Here is an 18,052-nt window from a genome sequence, read left to right as displayed (position 1 = left end):
TGCGCCGGCGGGGTTACAGCGAACTGTCGAGGCTGATTTCGTCCAGCGACAGGCTGAAGCTGGGAATGAACACTTCCATGAAGTAGTCCATCTCCGGGCTGCGGCGCTGTTCCAGGGTTTTATCCAGCCTCGCCTTGGCCAGGGTGAATTCGTTGTTGCCGGCAGACAGCTCTTCCAGGCATTTCAGGTAGGCGCACAGCGCGTCAGCCTGCTTCACCACCTGCTTTTCATCTTCGCTGTAATAATGCTCATCGAGAATGGTGCGAAAATCGTTGCGCAGCTCCGCCGGGATCATGTCCAGCAGCTTTTGCTGGGCGATCTTTTCGATCTTCTTGTACTCATGGGCGATCTGCGGATTGTAGTATTTGATCGGCGTCGGCATGTCGCCGGTGATCACTTCGCTGGCGTCATGGTACATCGCCAACAGCGCAACGCGGTCGGCGTTGAGGTTGCCGTTGAATTTGCGGTTCTTGATCACCGCCAACGCGTGGGCGACAAAGGCCACCTGCAGACTGTGTTCGGAGACGTTCTCGGTGCGCACGTTGCGCATCAGCGGCCAGCGGTTGATCAGTTTCAGGCGGGACAGATGGGCGAAGAAATGGCTCTGACTCATGGTGCTCTCTTTAACGGCAAGTGAGGGCCCCATTGTGAAGCAGTGTCGGCGAATTTTGCAACCGGGCTGTGAGGGAAGGGCGCAGCGAGGCGCTGCGCCCCTGATGATTATTGGTGATAGCCTTCCAGGAAGCGGCCCAGCTTGCCGACCGCCATTTCCAGTTCGTCTACGCGCGGCAGGGTGACGATGCGCACGTGATCGGGGTAAGGCCAGTTGAACGCGGAGCCCTGCACCAGCAGCACTTTTTCCTGCAGCAACAGATCCAGCACCAGCTTCTGGTCGTCATGGATGTTGAAGCGTTTGGCATCGATGCGCGGGAACATGTACAACGCGCCCTGCGGCTTCACGCAAGAGACACCCGGGATGTCGTTGAGCAATTCCCAGGTGCGGTTGCGCTGTTCGTACAGGCGGCCGCCGGGCTGAATGAATTCGCTGATGCTCTGATAACCGCCCAGCGCGGTCTGAATCGCGTGCTGCATCGGCACGTTGGCGCACAGGCGCATCGAAGCCAGCATCTCCAGCCCTTCGATATAACCTTTGGCGTGCTTTTTCGGCCCGTTCAGTACCATCCAGCCCTGGCGGAAGCCCGCCACGCGGTAGGTCTTCGACAGGCCGTTGAAGGTCACGGTCAGCAGATCCGGCGCCAGCGCGGCGATAGAGTGGTGCTCTGCTTCGTCGTACAGGATCTTGTCGTAGATCTCGTCGGCGAAGATGATCAGGTTGTGTTGACGGGCGATCTCGACGATCTGCTCAAGCAGCGCTTTGCTGTAGACCGCACCGGTCGGGTTGTTCGGGTTGATGATCACGATGCCGCGGGTGCGCGGGGTGATCTTGCTGATGATGTCGTCCAGATCCGGGAACCAGCCGGCCTGCTCATCGCACAGGTAATGTACGGCCTTGCCGCCGGACAGCGACACTGCGGCGGTCCACAGCGGATAGTCCGGCGCCGGCACCAGCATTTCGTCGCCGCTGTTGAGCAGCGCCTGCATGGACTGAACGATCAGCTCGGAGACGCCGTTGCCAATGTAGATATCCTCAACGGTCACGTCACGCATGTTGCGCGCCTGATAGTGCTGCATGATCGCTTTACGCGCCGAGAAGAGGCCTTTGGAATCGGAGTAGCCTTGCGCCGTGGGCAGATTGCGGATCACGTCGACCAGGATTTCGTCCGGGGCGTCGAAGCCGAACGGGGCAGGGTTGCCGATGTTCAGTTTCAGGACTTTATTGCCTTCTTCTTCAAGACGTTTAGCTTCTTTAAGCACCGGGCCGCGAATGTCATAGCAGACGTTGTCCAGTTTGCTGGATTTCTCAATGGGGGACATAAAAAGTTGAGCCTTTTGCTGGGATAGGGGCGCTCCTACCGTGGGACGCCGCAACCCGCCCAATGTACTCCTGGCGTAGTTGCTTTTGAAGGGTTTTGCACGCCTTTGGTGCAAATGCATGTCGTAACGGGGGATTTTAGTTATGATAAGCAAAGGTAAAGTTATTTTGTGGTTCATAATTTCATGAACTATAATTTTACTAGGGTTTTGTTCTGTGAAATCGAGCGTCGTTCAACGCGACGCGCTGGCGTCAGCGCTTGGGTGTGGAGAACTGATAAGCCATAAGGGAGAATGGTTTTCAGTAACTGTAAAGGAACGATAATACCGGAGTTGTCTGATAGCGGGTTGTCAGATGACACACCACACTAAGAAAAATGGCATATTTACATAAGCTTTACTTTATATTTTATCTTAAGCATTGTTTATGTGGTTATGAGAATATTATTTAAAGTAAAAATCTTACTGATTGAATTTATTAAATTCATTGCGTGGTGATACGAAGTCGGTGCCGTTAATTATTTATATTTCTTGCTCGTAAATGCAGTCTGAACGCCAGTTGATAAGGGTTATCAGTAGCACGAATGGAGTGGAAATTAGGCAGTATGAATGAGTAAAATCTCAGGCCCGGTGGGGGTTTTCCCCGTATGCCGGCATTTAGTCCCCCGCGTTCTATAAGCAGCATCGATAGATCGCATTTCAAAAAGCGATAGAGGTAACGAATCATAAGTAATTTTTTTGCCCTCCACTTATGAGTGGGGTACTGTCATAACAGGCTCCGTCCTTTTTCAACGGCGTCTGAGAAACACACCAGGGTAGTAGTTCGTAAATTAGAATTTAAAAAAGTGAAGAATACACTATGACAACTGCAAATCGTCCGATACTTAATCTCGACCTCGATCTGCTAAGAACCTTTGTTGCGGTTGCTGATTTGAATACTTTCGCAGCGGCGGCTGTCGCCGTTTGCCGTACTCAATCAGCCGTCAGCCAACAAATGCAGCGATTAGAGCAACTGGTCGGCAAAGAACTGTTTGCCCGCCATGGGCGCAACAAACTTCTGACTGAGCATGGTATTCAGCTTCTCGGTTATGCCAGAAAAATCCTGCGCTTTAACGATGAAGCCTGTACCTCTCTGATGTACAACAATATTAAAGGTGTTCTGACCATCGGCGCTTCCGACGACACCGCCGATACCATTCTGCCTTTCCTGCTGAACCGCGTAACCGCCATCTATCCGAAGCTGGCTATTGACGTGCGCGTGAAGCGCAGCACGACGATGGTCGATCTGCTGGAAGAGGGCGAGATCGATCTGGCGGTGACCACGGCCGATCCCGAAGGGCATCCGCACATCGTGCTGCGCACGTCGCCGACGTTGTGGTACTGCGCCGCCGATTACCATTACCAGGCCGGCGAGCCGATCCCGCTGGTGGTGATGGACGAGCCAAGCCCGTTCCGTTCGCTGGCGATCAAGCAGTTGGACGAAGCCGGCATCCCGTGGCGCATCGCCTACGTCGCTTCCACGCTGTCCGCGGTGCGGGCGGCTTGCAAGGCCGGCCTGGGCGTGACCGCGCGGCCGATCGAGATGATGAGCCCTGACCTGCGGGTGCTGGGCGCGGCGGAAGGTTTGCCGCCGTTGCCGGATACCCAGTATGCGCTGTGCAAAAACGCGCAGTGCAGCAACGAGCTGGCGATGGCCATCTTCAGCGCGATGCAGGGCGGCAATGACGGCTATGGCTTCAACGGCGCGGAAGGCGGTCTCCAGAGCGATCAGGATGACGCCAGCCTGGTGGACGAAGAAGAATAACGCTGCGGCGCGATATCTGATGAAAACCTCTGCTTCGGCGGAGGTTTTTTTTGTCCTTTTTTTACCTAAAATTGTATTTATATGCATTTGGTTTGTTTTTTAAATTGAGTTGGCTGTTTTGTTGACTTTTAAGCGTTACTGAAAAGAGAGTTTGGCCGGGTTTAATACGCTAAGTTCGTTTTTTGAGCAATAAGATTGAATGGGTTAAAGGCATGGTAATAGCAGGGTTATTTTGTTAGCTTATAGCGGCCGTTTTTGCGGCTCAATTTGAGGAAAATTGTTAAAGGGCCACACTTTTTTTGAGGATTTATGCTGAAAACGTGTCCTGGATCAAAAAAATACCCCTAGGTAGTGAGTGGAAGAACAGGGAATTCCTGAGACAATGGTATAGTAAAACTGAAATGTGCATGTTGGTTTATATCTATCTGTTTCTACACAAAAATTAACTGACACGATTTAGCCTGTCCCTGGCGCATCAAATGTTAATCAAATGATACGTATGTAAACTAGTGTGTAGATACTTTTGTCAAAGTTGACAAAAGGTTATAGAAAGGAGTAAAAAGCCCACAGAAAAACGCTGCCTAACTCGCTGTAAAAGCAGTTTGTTTGTGTGGTTATTTATCCTTCCCTTAAATCGATGTGGCGCACTAACTGCCGGTGACAAGAGCAGTGCGATCGACGCCACTTTTGATGAGTAAGCATAGAGTATGTCAACAACCACTGAAGTTATCGCTCATCACTGGGCGCTCGCCGTATTTCTCGTTGTGGCTATCGGGCTCTGCGGCTTAATGCTGCTGGGCGCGTTCTTCTTGGGCGGGAGAGCCCGGGCGCGCGCCAAACACACCCCGTTTGAATCAGGCATCGACTCGGTCGGCACGGCGCGCATGCGTTTGTCCGCCAAGTTCTACCTGGTGGCCATGTTCTTCGTTATTTTCGACGTTGAAGCCTTATACCTGTATGCCTGGTCGGTCTCGATTCGCGAGAGCGGCTGGGTAGGCTTTATCGAAGCCGCCATTTTCATTTTGGTGCTATTGGCCGGTCTGGTTTATCTGGTGCGCATCGGCGCGTTGGATTGGACTCCGGCGCGTTCCCAACGCCGCAGCAAACCGAGCACGATCACTAACACCAACAGTCATCCGCAGTAACAGCGAGGCATTAAGATGGACTATACGCTCACCCGCATAGACCCGAACGGTGAGAACGACCGTTATCCCCTGCAAAAACAGGAGATCGTCGCCGATCCCCTGGAACAACAGGTCCACCGCACGGTTTACATGGGTAAACTCGAGCATGCGCTGCATGACATGGTGAACTGGGGGCGTAAAAACTCTATTTGGCCGTATAACTTCGGCCTTTCGTGCTGTTACGTGGAGATGGTGACGTCGTTTACCGCCGTTCACGACGTGGCGCGTTTCGGTGCGGAAGTGTTGCGCGCCTCCCCGCGTCAGGCTGACCTGATGGTGGTGGCCGGCACCTGCTTCACCAAGATGGCCCCGGTTATCCAACGCCTGTACGAGCAGATGCTGGAGCCCAAGTGGGTGATCTCGATGGGCGCTTGCGCCAACTCCGGCGGCATGTACGACATCTATTCCGTGGTGCAGGGCGTGGACAAGTTCCTGCCGGTCGACGTGTACATTCCCGGCTGCCCACCGCGTCCGGAAGCCTACATGCAAGCGCTGATGCTGCTGCAGGAATCCATCGGCAAAGAACGTCGCCCACTGTCGTGGGTTGTCGGCGATCAGGGCGTTTACCGCGCCAATATGCAGTCTGAAAGAGAGCGTAAACACGGCGAGCGCATCGCGGTGACCAACCTCCGGACGCCTGACGAGATTTAAGACGTTCATTTAACGTCCATCTTAGTGCGCTATTGGTTAACACAGCGAAAAGTGAAACTTGCGGCGAATAACCCTTTAGTGTGGTGAAAAAAAATTATGACAGATTTGACGACGCACGACGCCTTGCCTGCCTGGCAGACCCGAGATCACCTTGACGACCCGGTGATCGGCGAACTGCGCAACCGTTTTGGGCCGGAAGCCTTTACTGTTCAGGCCACCCGCACCGGCATGCCCGTGGTATGGGTTAAACCTGACCAGTTACTGGAAGTAATGACGTTCCTGAGAAAACAGCCGAAGCCGTATGTCATGCTGTTCGATCTGCATGGCGTGGACGAACGTCTTCGCACCCACCGCGACGGCCTGCCCGCTGCGGATTTCTCCGTTTTCTACCATCTGATTTCCATCGAGCGCAACCGCGACATCATGCTGAAGGTGGCGCTGTCTGAAAAAGACCTGCACGTGCCGACGGCCACCAAGGTGTTCCCAAACGCCAACTGGTATGAGCGCGAGACCTGGGAAATGTTCGGCATCACCTTCGACGGCCACCCGCACCTGTCGCGCATCATGATGCCGCAGACCTGGGAAGGGCACCCGCTGCGCAAGGACTACCCGGCGCGCGCCACCGAATTCGATCCTTTCGTGTTGACCAAGCAGAAAGAAGATCTGGAGATGGAAGCGCTGACCTTCAAGCCGGAAGACTGGGGCATGAAGCGCGGCACCGAGAACGAAGACTTCATGTTCCTCAACCTCGGCCCGAACCACCCGTCTGCGCACGGTGCGTTCCGCATCATTCTGCAGCTGGACGGCGAAGAGATCGTCGACTGCGTGCCGGATATCGGTTATCACCACCGCGGCGCCGAGAAGATGGGCGAGCGTCAATCCTGGCACAGCTACATTCCGTACACCGACCGCATCGAATACCTCGGCGGCTGCGTGAACGAAATGCCTTACGTGCTGGCGGTTGAAAAGCTGGCCGGCATTAAGGTGCCGGAGCGCGTTGACACCATTCGCGTGATGCTGTCCGAACTGTTCCGCATCAACAGCCACCTGCTGTACATCTCCACCTTCATTCAGGACGTCGGCGCGATGACCCCGGTGTTCTTCGCCTTTACCGACCGCCAGAAGATCTACGATCTGGTGGAAGCGATCACCGGCTTCCGTATGCACCCGGCCTGGTTCCGCATCGGCGGCGTCGCGCACGATCTGCCGCGCGGCTGGGATCGCCTGCTGCGTGAATTCCTCGAATGGATGCCGAAGCGTCTGGATTCCTACGTGAAAGCGGCGCTGAAGAACAGCATTCTGAAAGGCCGTTCCATCGGCGTCGCGTCTTACAACGCCAAAGAAGCGCTGGAATGGGGCGTGACCGGTGCCGGTCTGCGCGCCACCGGCGTCGAGTTCGACGTGCGTAAATGGCGCCCGTACTCCGGCTACGAGAACTTCGACTTCGAAGTGCCGGTCGGCGACGGCAACAGCGATTGCTACACCCGCGTGATGCTGAAGGTGGAAGAGCTGCGCCAGAGCCTGCGCATCCTCGAACAGTGCTTGAACAATATGCCGGAAGGCCCGTTCAAGGCCGATCACCCGCTGACCACGCCGCCGCCGAAAGAGCGCACGCTGCAGCACATTGAAACGCTGATCACCCACTTCCTGCAGGTTTCCTGGGGCCCGGTGATGCCAGCCAACGAATCATTCCAGATGATTGAAGCCACCAAAGGGATCAACAGCTACTACCTGACCAGCGACGGCAGCACCATGAGCTACCGCACCCGGGTACGTACGCCGAGCTTTGCGCACCTGCAGCAGATCCCATCGGTCATCCGAGGCAGCCTGGTTTCCGACCTGATCGTCTATCTGGGTAGTATCGATTTTGTAATGTCAGATGTGGACCGCTAACTATGGACTCTCAAAAAGACAATCACGCAGTCAACGATGCGCTCGAGCCCATCAATGCAGCCGCTCCTCAGAGCGGCGTTGATGCATTTGTACTGAGCGCGGAAGAACGTGATGCGATCGAGCACGAAAAGCACCATTACGAGGATCCGCGCGCCGCTTCCATCGAAGCACTGAAAATTGTGCAGAAGCAGCGCGGCTGGGTTCCGGACGGTGCGATTTACGCCATCGCGGAAGTGCTGGGCATCCCCGCCAGCGACGTAGAAGGCGTGGCCACGTTCTACAGCCAGATTTTCCGTCAGCCAGTAGGACGTCACGTGATCCGTTATTGTGACAGCGTTGTTTGTCACATCACCGGTTACCAGGGCATTCAGGCCGCTATCGAGAAGAAGCTGAACATCAAACCGGGTCAAACCACCTTTGATGGCCGCTTCACGCTGCTGCCGACCTGCTGTCTGGGCAACTGCGATAAAGGGCCGACCATGATGATTGATGACGACACGCACAGTCAGCTGAAGCCTGAAGATATCGAGACGCTACTGGAGCAGTATCAATGACCAAGCACATTGTACGCACTCCCGAAACGCATCCGCTGACCTGGCGTCTGCGTGATGACAAGCAGCCGCTGTGGCTGGACGAATACCGCAGCAAAAACGGCTATGCCGGCGCAGAGAAGGCCCTCAAAGGCCTGGCCCCGGACGAGATCGTCGGCCTGGTGAAAGATTCTGGGCTGAAGGGCCGCGGCGGCGCGGGCTTCTCCACCGGTTTGAAGTGGAGCCTGATGCCGAAGGACGAATCCATGAACATCCGTTACCTGCTGTGTAACGCCGATGAGATGGAGCCGGGCACCTATAAAGACCGCCTGCTGATGGAGCAGCTGCCGCACCTGCTGGTGGAAGGCATGCTGATCTCCGCGTTCGCGCTGAAAGCCTATCGCGGGTACATCTTCCTGCGCGGCGAGTACATCGAAGCGGCGGCGCACCTGCGTCGCGCCATCGCGGAAGCCACCGAAGCCGGCTATCTGGGCAAGAACATTCTCGGCACCGGGTTTGATTTCGAGCTGATCGTCCACACCGGCGCCGGCCGTTACATCTGCGGCGAAGAAACCGCGCTGATCAACTCGCTGGAAGGCCGCCGCGCCAACCCGCGCTCCAAGCCGCCATTCCCGGCCAGCGCCGGCGTCTGGGGCAAGCCGACCTGCGTCAATAACGTCGAAACGCTGTGCAACGTGCCGGCCATTTTGGCGAACGGCGTGGAGTGGTACACCGGCATCTCCGGCAGTGAAGACAAAGGCACCAAGCTGATGGGCTTCTCCGGCCGGGTGAAAAATCCGGGCGTCTGGGAGCTGCCGTTCGGCACCACCGCGCGTGAAATCCTGGAAGATTACGCCGGCGGCATGCGCGACGGTCTGCGTTTCAAAGCCTGGCAGCCGGGCGGCGCGGGCACCGACTTCCTGACCGCCGATCACCTCGATCTGCCGATGGAATACGGCGCGATCGGCAAAGCCGGCAGCCGTCTCGGCACCGCGTTGGCGATGGCGGTAGACCACGAGATCGGCATGGTGCCGCTGGTGCGTAACCTGGAAGAGTTCTTCGCCCGCGAGTCCTGCGGCTGGTGTACGCCTTGCCGAGATGGCCTGCCGTGGAGCGTGAAGATCCTGCGTGCGTTGGAAAACGGCGAAGGGCAGCCGGGGGATATCGAAACCCTCGAACAGCTGTGCCGTTCCCTCGGCCCGGGCAAAACCTTCTGCGCCCACGCGCCAGGTGCCGTAGAGCCACTGCAAAGCGCGATTAAATATTTCCGTGAAGAGTTCGAGGCGGGTATCGCCGTGCAGCACTTCGGCAACGCGCATGCGATTGGCGGCATTCAGCCGAACAATCTGCTGAAGCAACGCTGGTAAGCCGACTCGCCCGAACACGGCCAGAATTTTTGATTAACGCCTGCCGCAAGGCAGGCCACTTGGAAGCATGCTGACTATGGCTACGATTCATGTAGACGGCAAAGAGTATGAGGTAGACGGAGCGGACAACCTGCTGCAGGCTTGTCTCTCCCTCGGCCTTGATATTCCTTACTTTTGCTGGCATCCGGCGCTGGGAAGCGTCGGCGCTTGCCGCCAATGTGCGGTAAAGCAATACCAAAACGCGGAAGATACGCGCGGCCGTTTGGTGATGTCCTGTATGACCCCGGCATCCGATGGCACCTTCATCTCCATCGATGACGGCGAAGCGAAGCAGTTCCGTGAAAGCGTGGTCGAGTGGTTGATGACCAACCACCCGCACGATTGCCCGGTTTGTGAGGAAGGCGGTAACTGTCACCTGCAGGATATGACGGTAATGACCGGCCACAGCTTCCGTCGCTACCGCTTCACCAAGCGCACCCACAACAACCAGGAGCTGGGGCCGTTTATCTCGCACGAGATGAACCGCTGCATCGCCTGCTACCGCTGCGTGCGTTACTACAAAGACTATGCGGACGGCACCGACTTCGGCGTGTACGGCGCGCACGACAACGTCTACTTCGGTCGCCCGGAAAGCGGCACGCTGGAAAGCGAGTTCTCCGGCAACCTGGTGGAAGTGTGTCCGACCGGCGTCTTCACCGACAAAACGCATTCCGAACGCTACAACCGTAAATGGGACATGCAGTTCGCGCCGAGCATTTGCCAGCAGTGCAGCATCGGCTGTAACACCAGCCCGGGCGAGCGCTATGGCGAGCTGCGCCGTATCGAAAACCGTTACAACGGCAGCGTGAACCACTACTTCCTGTGCGACCGCGGCCGTTTCGGTTACGGCTACGTCAACCAGAAAGATCGTCCGCGTCAACCGCAGCAGCTGCGCGGCGACGACTGGATCACCCTGAATGCCGAGCAGGCGATGCAGGGCGCGGCGGACATCCTGCGTCAGGCGAAGAAAACCATCGGCATCGGCTCCCCGCGCGCCAGCCTGGAAAGCAACTTCGCACTGCGCGAGCTGGTCGGCGCCGAGAACTACTACACCGGTATCGCTCAGGCGGAGCAATCACGCCTGGCGCTGATGCTGAACGTGCTGAAGAACGGCGGCGTTCATACGCCGGCGCTGCGTGAGATCGAAGATTACGACGCGGTGCTGGTGCTGGGCGAAGACCTGACGCAAACCGGCGCGCGCATCGCGCTGTCCGTGCGTCAGGCCGTCAAGGGTAAAGCCCGCGCGATGGCGGCGGCGCAGCGCGTTGCCGACTGGCAGATCGCGGCGGTGCAGAACATCGGCCAGCACGCCAAGTACCCGCTGTTCACCACCAACGTCGACAACACCCGCCTGGACGACATCGCCGCCTGGAACTACCGCGCGCCGGTAGACGAGCAGGCGCGCTTCGGCTTCGCCATCGCGCACGCGCTGGATAGCGCAGCGCCGGCGGTGAACGATCTGGCCGAAGGCCTGAACAAGAAAGTCGACATCATCGTGCAGGCGCTGACCGGCGCACGCAAACCGCTGATCATTACCGGCAGCAACGCCGGCAGCGAAGCCATCATCGAAGCGGCGGCCAACATCGCCAAAGCGTTGAAGGGCCGCGGTTCCGACGTCGGCATCACCTTCGTGGCGGGCGCCGCCAACAGCATGGGCCTGGCGATGATCGGCGGCGGTTCGCTCGATCAGGCGCTGGAACAGCTGGCGAGCGGCGCAGCCGATACCGCCATCGTGATGGAAAACGATCTCTATCGTCATGCGCCGGCGGCGCAGGTGGACGCAGCGTTGGCCAAGGTCAACAACCTGATCGTCGCCGATCACCAGCGCACCGCGATCATGGACAAAGCCAATCTGATCCTCTCCTCGGCCAGCTTTGCCGAGAGCGACGGTACGCTGATCAACCAGGAAGGCCGCGCGCAGCGCTTCTTCCAGGTATACGATCCGGCTTACTACGACGACGCCAAGAAGAATCAGTTCACCGTGATGCTGGAAAGCTGGCGCTGGATGCACTCGCTGCACTCCACCTACACCAGCCGCCATGTGGACTGGACTCAGCTCGATGACGTGATCGCCGCTTGCGTCGCCGCGTTGCCGCAGCTGCAGGGCATCGTCGATGCCGCGCCGGACGCGACTTTCCGCATTCGCGGTCAGAAGCTGGCGCGTTCGCCGCACCGTTCCAGCGGCCGTACCGCCATGCGCGCCAACATCAGCGTGCACGAGCCGCGTCAGCCGCAGGATAAAGACACCATGTTCGCCTTCTCGATGGAAGGGAACAACAGCCCGCTGGCCGATCGTCAGCAGATCCCGTTCGCCTGGGCGCCAGGCTGGAACTCACCGCAGGCATGGAACAAGTTCCAGGCTGAAGTGGGCGGCAAACTGCGCCACGGCGATCCGGGCGTGCGCCTGATCGAAGCGGGGGAGGGCAGCCTCGGTTACTTCGACCGCGTGCCAGCCGCCTTCAATCCGAACGACGGCTGGCGTGTCGCGCCTTACTACCACCTGTTCGGCAGCGATGAAATGTCGCAGCGCTCTCACGTGATCCAGCAGCGCATGCCGGAAGCCTACGTGATGGTCAACCCGGCCGACGCGGCGACGCTTGGCGTCAACGCGGGCAGCCTGGTGGAGTTCAGCTGTGCGGGCCAGACCTTGCGTCTGCCGGTGCGTCTGAGTGAAACCCTGACCCAGGGCCAGGTTGGTTTGCCGCTCGGCTTGCCAGGGATCCCGCCGATTCTGGTGGGTGCTAAGGTAGACAATCTGCGGGAGGCGGCACGATGAGCTGGTTTACCCCTGAGGTGATCGACATTCTGATCGCCGTTCTTAAAGCGGTCGTGATCCTGTTGGTGGTCGTGGCGTGCGGGGCGTTCATGAGCTTCGGCGAACGCCGCCTGCTCGGCCTGTTCCAGAACCGTTACGGACCGAACCGCGTAGGCTGGGGCGGCTCGCTGCAGCTGGTCGCCGACATGATCAAAATGTTCTTCAAGGAAGACTGGGTGCCGAGATTCTCCGACCGGGTGATCTTCACCCTGGCGCCGATGATCGCCTTTACTTCCCTGTTGCTGGCATTTGCCATCGTACCGGTCAGCCCGACCTGGGCGGTGTCCGATCTCAACATCGGTATTCTGTTCTTCCTGATGATGGCCGGCCTGGCGGTGTACGCCGTGCTGTTCGCCGGCTGGTCGAGCAACAACAAATACTCGCTGTTGGGCGCGATGCGTGCCTCCGCGCAAACCCTGAGCTACGAAGTGTTCATCGGCCTGTCGCTGATGGGCGTGGTGATGCAGGCGGGTTCGTTCAACATGCAGGCTATCGTTGAATCGCAGGCGCACGTCTGGAACGTCATTCCGCAGTTCTTCGGCTTCGTGACCTTCGCGATCGCCGGCGTGGCGGTGTGTCACCGTCACCCGTTTGACCAGCCGGAAGCCGAACAGGAACTGGCTGACGGTTACCACATCGAATATTCCGGCATGAAGTTCGGTCTGTTCTTCGTGGGGGAATACATCGGTATCGTCACCGTGTCCGCCCTGATTGTGACGTTGTTCTTCGGCGGCTGGCAGGGTCCGTTCCTGCCGCCATTCATCTGGTTCGCGTTGAAAACGGCCTTCTTCATGATGATGTTCATCCTGATCCGCGCCGCGCTGCCGCGTCCGCGTTATGACCAGGTGATGTCTTTCGGCTGGAAAGTGTGCCTGCCGCTGACGCTGCTGAACCTGCTGGCAACCGCCGCGGTCATTTTGTACAACGCTCAATAAGGGGTGAATAAACCATGACATTGAAAGAGTTAGTGGTTGGTTTCGGCACCCAGGTGCGCAGCATTTGGATGATTGGCATGCATGCCTTCGCCAAGCGTGAAACCCAGATGTACCCGGAAGAACCGGTTTACCTGCCGCCGCGCTACCGCGGCCGCATCGTGCTGACGCGCGATCCGGACGGCGAAGAGCGCTGCGTCGCCTGTAACCTGTGTGCGGTTGCCTGCCCGGTCGGCTGTATCTCGCTGCAAAAAGCGGAACAGAAAGACGGCCGTTGGTATCCGGAGTTCTTCCGCATCAACTTCTCGCGCTGCATTTTCTGTGGCCTGTGCGAAGAGGCTTGCCCGACTACCGCTATCCAGCTGACGCCGGATTTCGAACTGGGTGAGTACAAGCGTCAGGATCTGGTGTACGAAAAAGAAGATCTGTTGATCTCGGGGCCGGGTAAATATCCGGAATATAACTTCTACCGGATGGCCGGTATGGCGATTGACGGCAAAGCCAAAGGCGAAGCCGAAAACGAAGCCAAACCGATCGACGTCAAAGGTCTGTTGCCCTAAGGAGCCAGCAAGCATGGAAATTGCATTTTATCTGGCAGGTTTGATTGCGGTGGCCGCGACGATTCGCGTGATCACCCATACCAACCCTGTGCATGCGCTGCTGTATCTGATCGTCTCGTTATTGGCGATCTCGGCAGTCTTCTTCTCTCTCGGCGCCTACTTTGCCGCCGCGTTGGAAATCATCGTTTATGCGGGCGCCATCATGGTGCTGTTCGTGTTCGTGGTGATGATGCTGAACCTCGGCAACGTGCAGCAGCAAGAGCGCGACTGGATGAAGCCGACGGTGTGGATCGGGCCTGGCCTGCTGTCGCTGGCGCTGCTGGTGGTATTGATCGTCGCGATCCGCAGCGTATCCGATCAGGGTATCAGCGGTGAGATGGTCGACGCGAAGGCGGTGGGCATCAGCCTGTTCGGGCCTTACGTACTGGCGGTTGAGCTGGCTTCAATGCTGCTGTTGGCGGGTTTGGTTGTCGCCTTCCATATCGGCCGCGAACACAAGCCTGGCGAGGTGCTGAGCAACGCGCCGGCGAGTGGCGAAATGGCGAGAAGAAAATCGGAGGAGCAAGCATGATCCCTCTTCAACACGGCCTGATCCTGGCGGCTATCCTGTTTGTGCTCGGGCTGACCGGGCTGCTGGTGCGCCGCAACCTGCTGTTTATGCTGATCAGCCTGGAAGTGATGATCAACGCTGCGGCGTTGGCGTTTATCGTGGCGGGAAGCTACTGGGGCCAGGCGGACGGACAGGTGATGTACATCCTGGCGATCAGCCTGGCGGCAGCCGAGGCCAGTATCGGCCTGGCGCTGCTGCTGCAGCTCTACCGTCGTCGTCATACCCTGAATATTGATACTGTCAGTGAGATGCGCGGATGAACCTATTATATTTAACAATTCTGCTACCGCTGATCGGGTTCCTGCTGTTGGCATTTTCCCGCGGTCGTTGGTCTGAAAACACGGCGGCCACCGTCGGCGTGGGTTCTATCGGCCTGGCTGCGCTGGTCACGGTCTATGTGGCGATGGATTTCTTCGCCCAGAAAGCCGCCGGCGTGCAGCTGTTCGAGCAAAGCCTGTGGACCTGGATGGCCGTCGGCAACTTCAATATCGGCGTGACCCTGGTGCTGGACGGCCTGTCGCTGACCATGCTGTCGGTGGTCACCGGCGTCGGCTTCTTCATCCACATGTTCGCTTCCTGGTACATGCGCGGTGAAGAGGGCTATTCGCGCTTCTTCGCTTACACCAACCTGTTTATCGCCAGCATGGTGGTATTGGTGCTGGCGGACAACCTGCTGTTGATGTACCTGGGTTGGGAAGGCGTGGGCCTGTGCAGCTACCTGTTGATCGGTTTCTACTACAAAGATCCGGCCAACGGCGCGGCGGCGATGAAAGCCTTTATCGTGACCCGCGTGGGCGACGTGTTCCTGGCGTTCGCGCTGTTCATCCTCTACAACGAGCTGGGCACGCTGAACATCCGCGAGCTGATGATCCTGGCGCCGCAGAAACTGGCGGTGGGCGACACGGCCATCACCTGGGCGACCCTGATGCTGCTGGGCGGCGCGGTCGGCAAATCGGCGCAGCTGCCGTTGCAAACCTGGTTGGCGGACGCGATGGCGGGCCCAACCCCGGTTTCCGCACTGATCCACGCGGCGACCATGGTGACCGCGGGCGTCTATCTGATCGCCCGCACGCACGGCCTGTTCCTGATGGCGCCGGAAGTGCTGCACCTGGTGGGCATCGTCGGTGCGGTCACTCTGCTGCTGGCCGGCTTCGCCGCGCTGGTGCAGACCGACATCAAGCGCGTGCTCGCTTACTCCACCATGAGCCAGATCGGTTACATGTTCCTGGCGCTGGGCGTGCAGGCATGGGACGCGGCGATCTTCCACCTGATGACCCACGCGTTCTTCAAGGCGCTGCTGTTCCTGTCGTCCGGTTCGGTGATCCTGGCTTGCCACCACGAGCAAAACATCTTCAAGATGGGCGGTCTGCGCAAGAGCATCCCGCTGGTGTACGTCTGCTTCCTGGTGGGCGGCGCGGCGCTGTCTGCGTTGCCGCTGGTCACGGCCGGCTTCTTCAGTAAGGACGAGATCCTGGCGGGCGCGATGGCCAACGGCCACATCAACCTGATGGTTGCCGGCCTGGTCGGTGCGTTCATGACCTCGCTGTACACCTTCCGTATGATTTTCATCGTGTTCCATGGCGAAGAGAAAATCAAAGCGCATGCCGGTAAAGGCATCACTCACCACTTGCCACTGCTGGTTCTGCTGGTGCTGTCCACCTTCGTCGGCGCGATGATCGTGCCGCCGTTGCAGGGCGTGCTGCCGGAGACCACCGAGCTGGCGCACGGCAGCGTGCTGCGGCTTGAAATCACCTCCGGCGTGGTGGCTATCGTCGGCATTCTGCTGGCGGCCGCGCTGTGGCTGGGCAAACGCAGCCTGGTCAACAGCATCGCCAACAGCGCGCCGGGTCGTTTCTTCTCGACCTGGTGGTTCCATGCCTGGGGCTTCGACTGGCTGTATGACAAAGTGTTCGTCAAGCCGTACCTGGGCATTGCGAAGCTGCTGCAACGCGATCCGCTGAACTCGCTGATGAACCTGCCGGCCGTCTTCTCCCGCTGGGGGAACCGCGGTCTGACGGTGAGCGAGAACGGTCAGGTGCGTTGGTATATAGCGTCTATGGGTGTGGGTGCAGTGGTCGTATTGGCTCTGTTGATTTTGGTTTAATTGAATAATTTAAACAGACGCATTTTTCGGGCGTAGCGCCGGGCAGGCGCTACGTACAAAGTTTGAAATTATTCGTATAAGGGACACAAAACGCCATGCTATTACCTTGGCTAATTCTTATCCCCTTTATCGGCGGTCTGCTGTGCTGGCAGCTTGAGCGCTTCGGTACTAAGGTGCCGCGCTGGATAGCGCTGATCGCAATGGGGCTGACGTTGGCGCTCTCTCTGCAGCTGTGGATGCAGGGCGGCTATACATTGACCACGCCGAAAGGCATTCCGCAGTGGCAGAGCGAATTCCTGCTGCCGTGGATCCCGCGCTTCGGCATCTCCATCCACCTGGCGCTGGACGGTCTGTCGCTGCTGATGGTGGTGTTGACCGGTCTGCTGGGCGTGCTGGCGATCCTCTGTTCCTGGCGTGAAATCCAGAAGTATCAGGGCTTCTTCCACCTCAACCTGCTGTGGATCCTGGGCGGCGTTATCGGCGTGTTCCTCGCCATCGACATGTTCCTGTTCTTCTTCTTCTGGGAAATGATGTTGGTGCCGATGTACTTCCTGATCGCGCTGTGGGGTCACAAGGCGTCGGACGGTAAAACCCGCATCACCGCGGCGACCAAGTTCTTCATCTACACCCAGGCCAGCGGTTTGGTGATGCTGATTGCGATCTTGGGCCTGGTGTTCGTGCACTATAACGCCACCGGCGTGTGGACCTTCGATTACGAAGACCTGCTGCAAACGCCGATGTCCCACAACGTGCAATATATGCTGATGCTGGGCTTCTTCATCGCCTTCGCGGTGAAAATGCCGGTGGTGCCGCTGCACGGCTGGTTGCCGGATGCTCACAGCCAGGCGCCAACCGCAGGTTCCGTCGACCTGGCGGGCATCTTGCTGAAAACCGCGGCCTACGGCCTGCTGCGTTTCAGCCTGCCGCTGTTCCCTGAGGCTTCGCACGAGTTCGCGCCAATCGCCATGTGGCTGGGCGTGATCGGCATCTTCTACGGCGCCTGGATGGCGTTCGCGCAGACCGACATTAAGCGCCTTATTGCTTACACCTCGGTATCGCACATGGGCTTCGTGCTGATCGCCATCTACACCGGCAGCCAGCTGGCTTACCAGGGCGCGGTTATCCAGATGATCGCGCACGGCCTGTCCGCCGCCGGCATGTTTATCATCTGCGGCCAGCTGTATGAGCGTCTGCATACGCGCGACATGCGCCAGATGGGCGGCCTGTGGGGGCGCATCAAGTTCATCCCTGCGCTGTCGCTGTTCTTCGCCGTGGCTACGCTGGGGATGCCGGGTACCGGTAACTTCGTCGGCGAATTCATGATTCTGTTCGGCAGCTACCAGGTGGTGCCGGTGATCACCGTGATCTCCACCTTCGGTCTGGTGTTCGCTTCGGTTTACTCGCTGATCATGATGCAGCGCGCTTACTACGGTGCGCCTAAATCCGACCAGCCGCTGCAGGGCATGACCGCGCGCGAACTGTTCATCATTCTGTTGCTGGTGGTGTTGCTGGTTCTGCTGGGGGTTTACCCGCAGCCGATTCTGGATACTTCCAACGCGGCGATGAGCAACGTGCAACATTGGTTTGGTTCGTCAGTTTCAGCAATTTCAACAACAAGGCCGTAATTCGCC

At 58.2% G+C, this 18,052-nt stretch carries 15 protein-coding genes; 13 read left to right on the top strand and 2 right to left on the bottom strand.

All coding sequences use genetic code 11. From position 1 onward, the window contains the following. Positions 1–13 precede the first annotated feature (13 nt). Together yfbR and ACMGG9_RS16235 are read right to left on the bottom strand one after the other, a co-directional pair. Complete coding sequence (yfbR, locus tag ACMGG9_RS16240; protein ID WP_015378582.1) at positions 14–613, bottom strand: 5'-deoxynucleotidase; 600 nt, start codon at positions 611–613, stop codon at positions 14–16. A gap of 107 nt (positions 614–720) precedes the next feature. After that, a complete protein-coding gene (locus ACMGG9_RS16235) occupies positions 721–1,935 on the bottom strand; it encodes a pyridoxal phosphate-dependent aminotransferase (RefSeq protein WP_019453720.1) in 1,215 nt (404 codons plus the stop codon). Between the two features lie 856 nt (positions 1,936–2,791). On the opposite strand from ACMGG9_RS16235, the gene lrhA reads away from it, so the two are divergent. The 13 genes from lrhA (at position 2,792) to nuoM (ending at position 18,046) form a co-directional block, all read left to right on the top strand. Continuing rightward, positions 2,792–3,736 carry a transcriptional regulator LrhA gene (lrhA, locus tag ACMGG9_RS16230; protein WP_033643860.1) on the top strand — a complete coding sequence of 315 codons (945 nt, stop codon included), beginning with the start codon at positions 2,792–2,794 and terminating at the stop codon, positions 3,734–3,736. Positions 3,737–4,443: 707 nt separating this feature from the next. Further along, a complete protein-coding gene (gene nuoA / locus ACMGG9_RS16225; protein WP_004936040.1) occupies positions 4,444–4,881 on the top strand; it encodes an NADH-quinone oxidoreductase subunit NuoA in 438 nt (145 codons plus the stop codon). Between the two features lie 15 nt (positions 4,882–4,896). Further along, a complete protein-coding gene (locus ACMGG9_RS16220; RefSeq protein WP_004936039.1) occupies positions 4,897–5,571 on the top strand; it encodes a NuoB/complex I 20 kDa subunit family protein in 675 nt (224 codons plus the stop codon). A 96-nt stretch (positions 5,572–5,667) separates the two neighbouring features. Continuing rightward, positions 5,668–7,464: an NADH-quinone oxidoreductase subunit C/D gene (nuoC, locus tag ACMGG9_RS16215; RefSeq protein WP_033651942.1), complete on the top strand. Its 1,797-nt coding sequence runs from the start codon at positions 5,668–5,670 to the stop codon at positions 7,462–7,464. Positions 7,465–7,466: 2 nt separating this feature from the next. Then, positions 7,467–8,018 (top strand): NADH-quinone oxidoreductase subunit NuoE, encoded by a 552-nt coding sequence (gene nuoE / locus ACMGG9_RS16210; protein WP_033651941.1) that lies wholly within the window; start codon positions 7,467–7,469, stop codon positions 8,016–8,018. Then, positions 8,015–9,361 (top strand): NADH-quinone oxidoreductase subunit NuoF, encoded by a 1,347-nt coding sequence (gene nuoF, locus ACMGG9_RS16205; protein ID WP_015378579.1) that lies wholly within the window; start codon positions 8,015–8,017, stop codon positions 9,359–9,361. The genes nuoE and nuoF overlap by 4 nt, the downstream gene beginning before the upstream one ends. A 76-nt stretch (positions 9,362–9,437) precedes the next feature. Then, positions 9,438–12,176 carry an NADH-quinone oxidoreductase subunit NuoG gene (gene nuoG / locus ACMGG9_RS16200; RefSeq protein ID WP_049234003.1) on the top strand — a complete coding sequence of 913 codons (2,739 nt, stop codon included), beginning with the start codon at positions 9,438–9,440 and terminating at the stop codon, positions 12,174–12,176. Then, positions 12,173–13,150 (top strand): NADH-quinone oxidoreductase subunit NuoH, encoded by a 978-nt coding sequence (nuoH, locus tag ACMGG9_RS16195; protein WP_033643858.1) that lies wholly within the window; start codon positions 12,173–12,175, stop codon positions 13,148–13,150. The genes nuoG and nuoH overlap by 4 nt, the downstream gene beginning before the upstream one ends. A gap of 14 nt (positions 13,151–13,164) precedes the next feature. Then, the gene (nuoI, locus tag ACMGG9_RS16190; RefSeq protein WP_025160170.1) at positions 13,165–13,707 is read left to right on the top strand and encodes an NADH-quinone oxidoreductase subunit NuoI; all 543 of its coding nucleotides are present in this window, start codon (positions 13,165–13,167) and stop codon (positions 13,705–13,707) included. A gap of 13 nt (positions 13,708–13,720) precedes the next feature. After that, a complete protein-coding gene (gene nuoJ / locus ACMGG9_RS16185; protein WP_019453717.1) occupies positions 13,721–14,278 on the top strand; it encodes an NADH-quinone oxidoreductase subunit J in 558 nt (185 codons plus the stop codon). After that, positions 14,275–14,577 (top strand): NADH-quinone oxidoreductase subunit NuoK, encoded by a 303-nt coding sequence (gene nuoK / locus ACMGG9_RS16180; protein ID WP_004936014.1) that lies wholly within the window; start codon positions 14,275–14,277, stop codon positions 14,575–14,577. The genes nuoJ and nuoK overlap by 4 nt, the downstream gene beginning before the upstream one ends. After that, positions 14,574–16,421 carry an NADH-quinone oxidoreductase subunit L gene (nuoL, locus tag ACMGG9_RS16175; protein ID WP_004936005.1) on the top strand — a complete coding sequence of 616 codons (1,848 nt, stop codon included), beginning with the start codon at positions 14,574–14,576 and terminating at the stop codon, positions 16,419–16,421. The genes nuoK and nuoL overlap by 4 nt, the downstream gene beginning before the upstream one ends. Positions 16,422–16,516: 95 nt before the next feature. Further along, a complete protein-coding gene (gene nuoM / locus ACMGG9_RS16170) occupies positions 16,517–18,046 on the top strand; it encodes an NADH-quinone oxidoreductase subunit M (RefSeq protein ID WP_033643857.1) in 1,530 nt (509 codons plus the stop codon). The last annotated feature ends 6 nt before the right edge of the window (positions 18,047–18,052 follow it).

The organism is Serratia sp. BNK-10, assembly GCF_047456065.1.
GTDB classification, from domain to species: domain Bacteria; phylum Pseudomonadota; class Gammaproteobacteria; order Enterobacterales; family Enterobacteriaceae; genus Serratia; species Serratia ureilytica.
This window is presented reverse-complemented; position numbering and strand designations above follow the sequence as displayed.

Excerpts from the sequence above, each read along its gene's own strand:
- nuoJ (WP_019453717.1), top strand. The coding sequence starts at position 13,721 with ATGGAAATTGCATTTTATCTGGCAGGTTTGATTGCGGTGGCCGCGACG.
- yfbR (WP_015378582.1), bottom strand. The coding sequence starts at position 613 with ATGAGTCAGAGCCATTTCTTCGCCCATCTGTCCCGCCTGAAACTGATC.
- nuoE (WP_033651941.1), top strand. The coding sequence starts at position 7,467 with ATGGACTCTCAAAAAGACAATCACGCAGTCAACGATGCGCTCGAGCCC.
- nuoF (WP_015378579.1), top strand. The coding sequence starts at position 8,015 with ATGACCAAGCACATTGTACGCACTCCCGAAACGCATCCGCTGACCTGG.
- nuoG (WP_049234003.1), top strand. The coding sequence starts at position 9,438 with ATGGCTACGATTCATGTAGACGGCAAAGAGTATGAGGTAGACGGAGCG.
- ACMGG9_RS16220 (WP_004936039.1), top strand. The coding sequence starts at position 4,897 with ATGGACTATACGCTCACCCGCATAGACCCGAACGGTGAGAACGACCGT.
- nuoH (WP_033643858.1), top strand. The coding sequence starts at position 12,173 with ATGAGCTGGTTTACCCCTGAGGTGATCGACATTCTGATCGCCGTTCTT.
- nuoL (WP_004936005.1), top strand. The coding sequence starts at position 14,574 with ATGAACCTATTATATTTAACAATTCTGCTACCGCTGATCGGGTTCCTG.
- ACMGG9_RS16235 (WP_019453720.1), bottom strand. The coding sequence starts at position 1,935 with ATGTCCCCCATTGAGAAATCCAGCAAACTGGACAACGTCTGCTATGAC.
- nuoA (WP_004936040.1), top strand. The coding sequence starts at position 4,444 with ATGTCAACAACCACTGAAGTTATCGCTCATCACTGGGCGCTCGCCGTA.
- nuoM (WP_033643857.1), top strand. The coding sequence starts at position 16,517 with ATGCTATTACCTTGGCTAATTCTTATCCCCTTTATCGGCGGTCTGCTG.
- nuoI (WP_025160170.1), top strand. The coding sequence starts at position 13,165 with ATGACATTGAAAGAGTTAGTGGTTGGTTTCGGCACCCAGGTGCGCAGC.
- lrhA (WP_033643860.1), top strand. The coding sequence starts at position 2,792 with ATGACAACTGCAAATCGTCCGATACTTAATCTCGACCTCGATCTGCTA.
- nuoC (WP_033651942.1), top strand. The coding sequence starts at position 5,668 with ATGACAGATTTGACGACGCACGACGCCTTGCCTGCCTGGCAGACCCGA.
- nuoK (WP_004936014.1), top strand. The coding sequence starts at position 14,275 with ATGATCCCTCTTCAACACGGCCTGATCCTGGCGGCTATCCTGTTTGTG.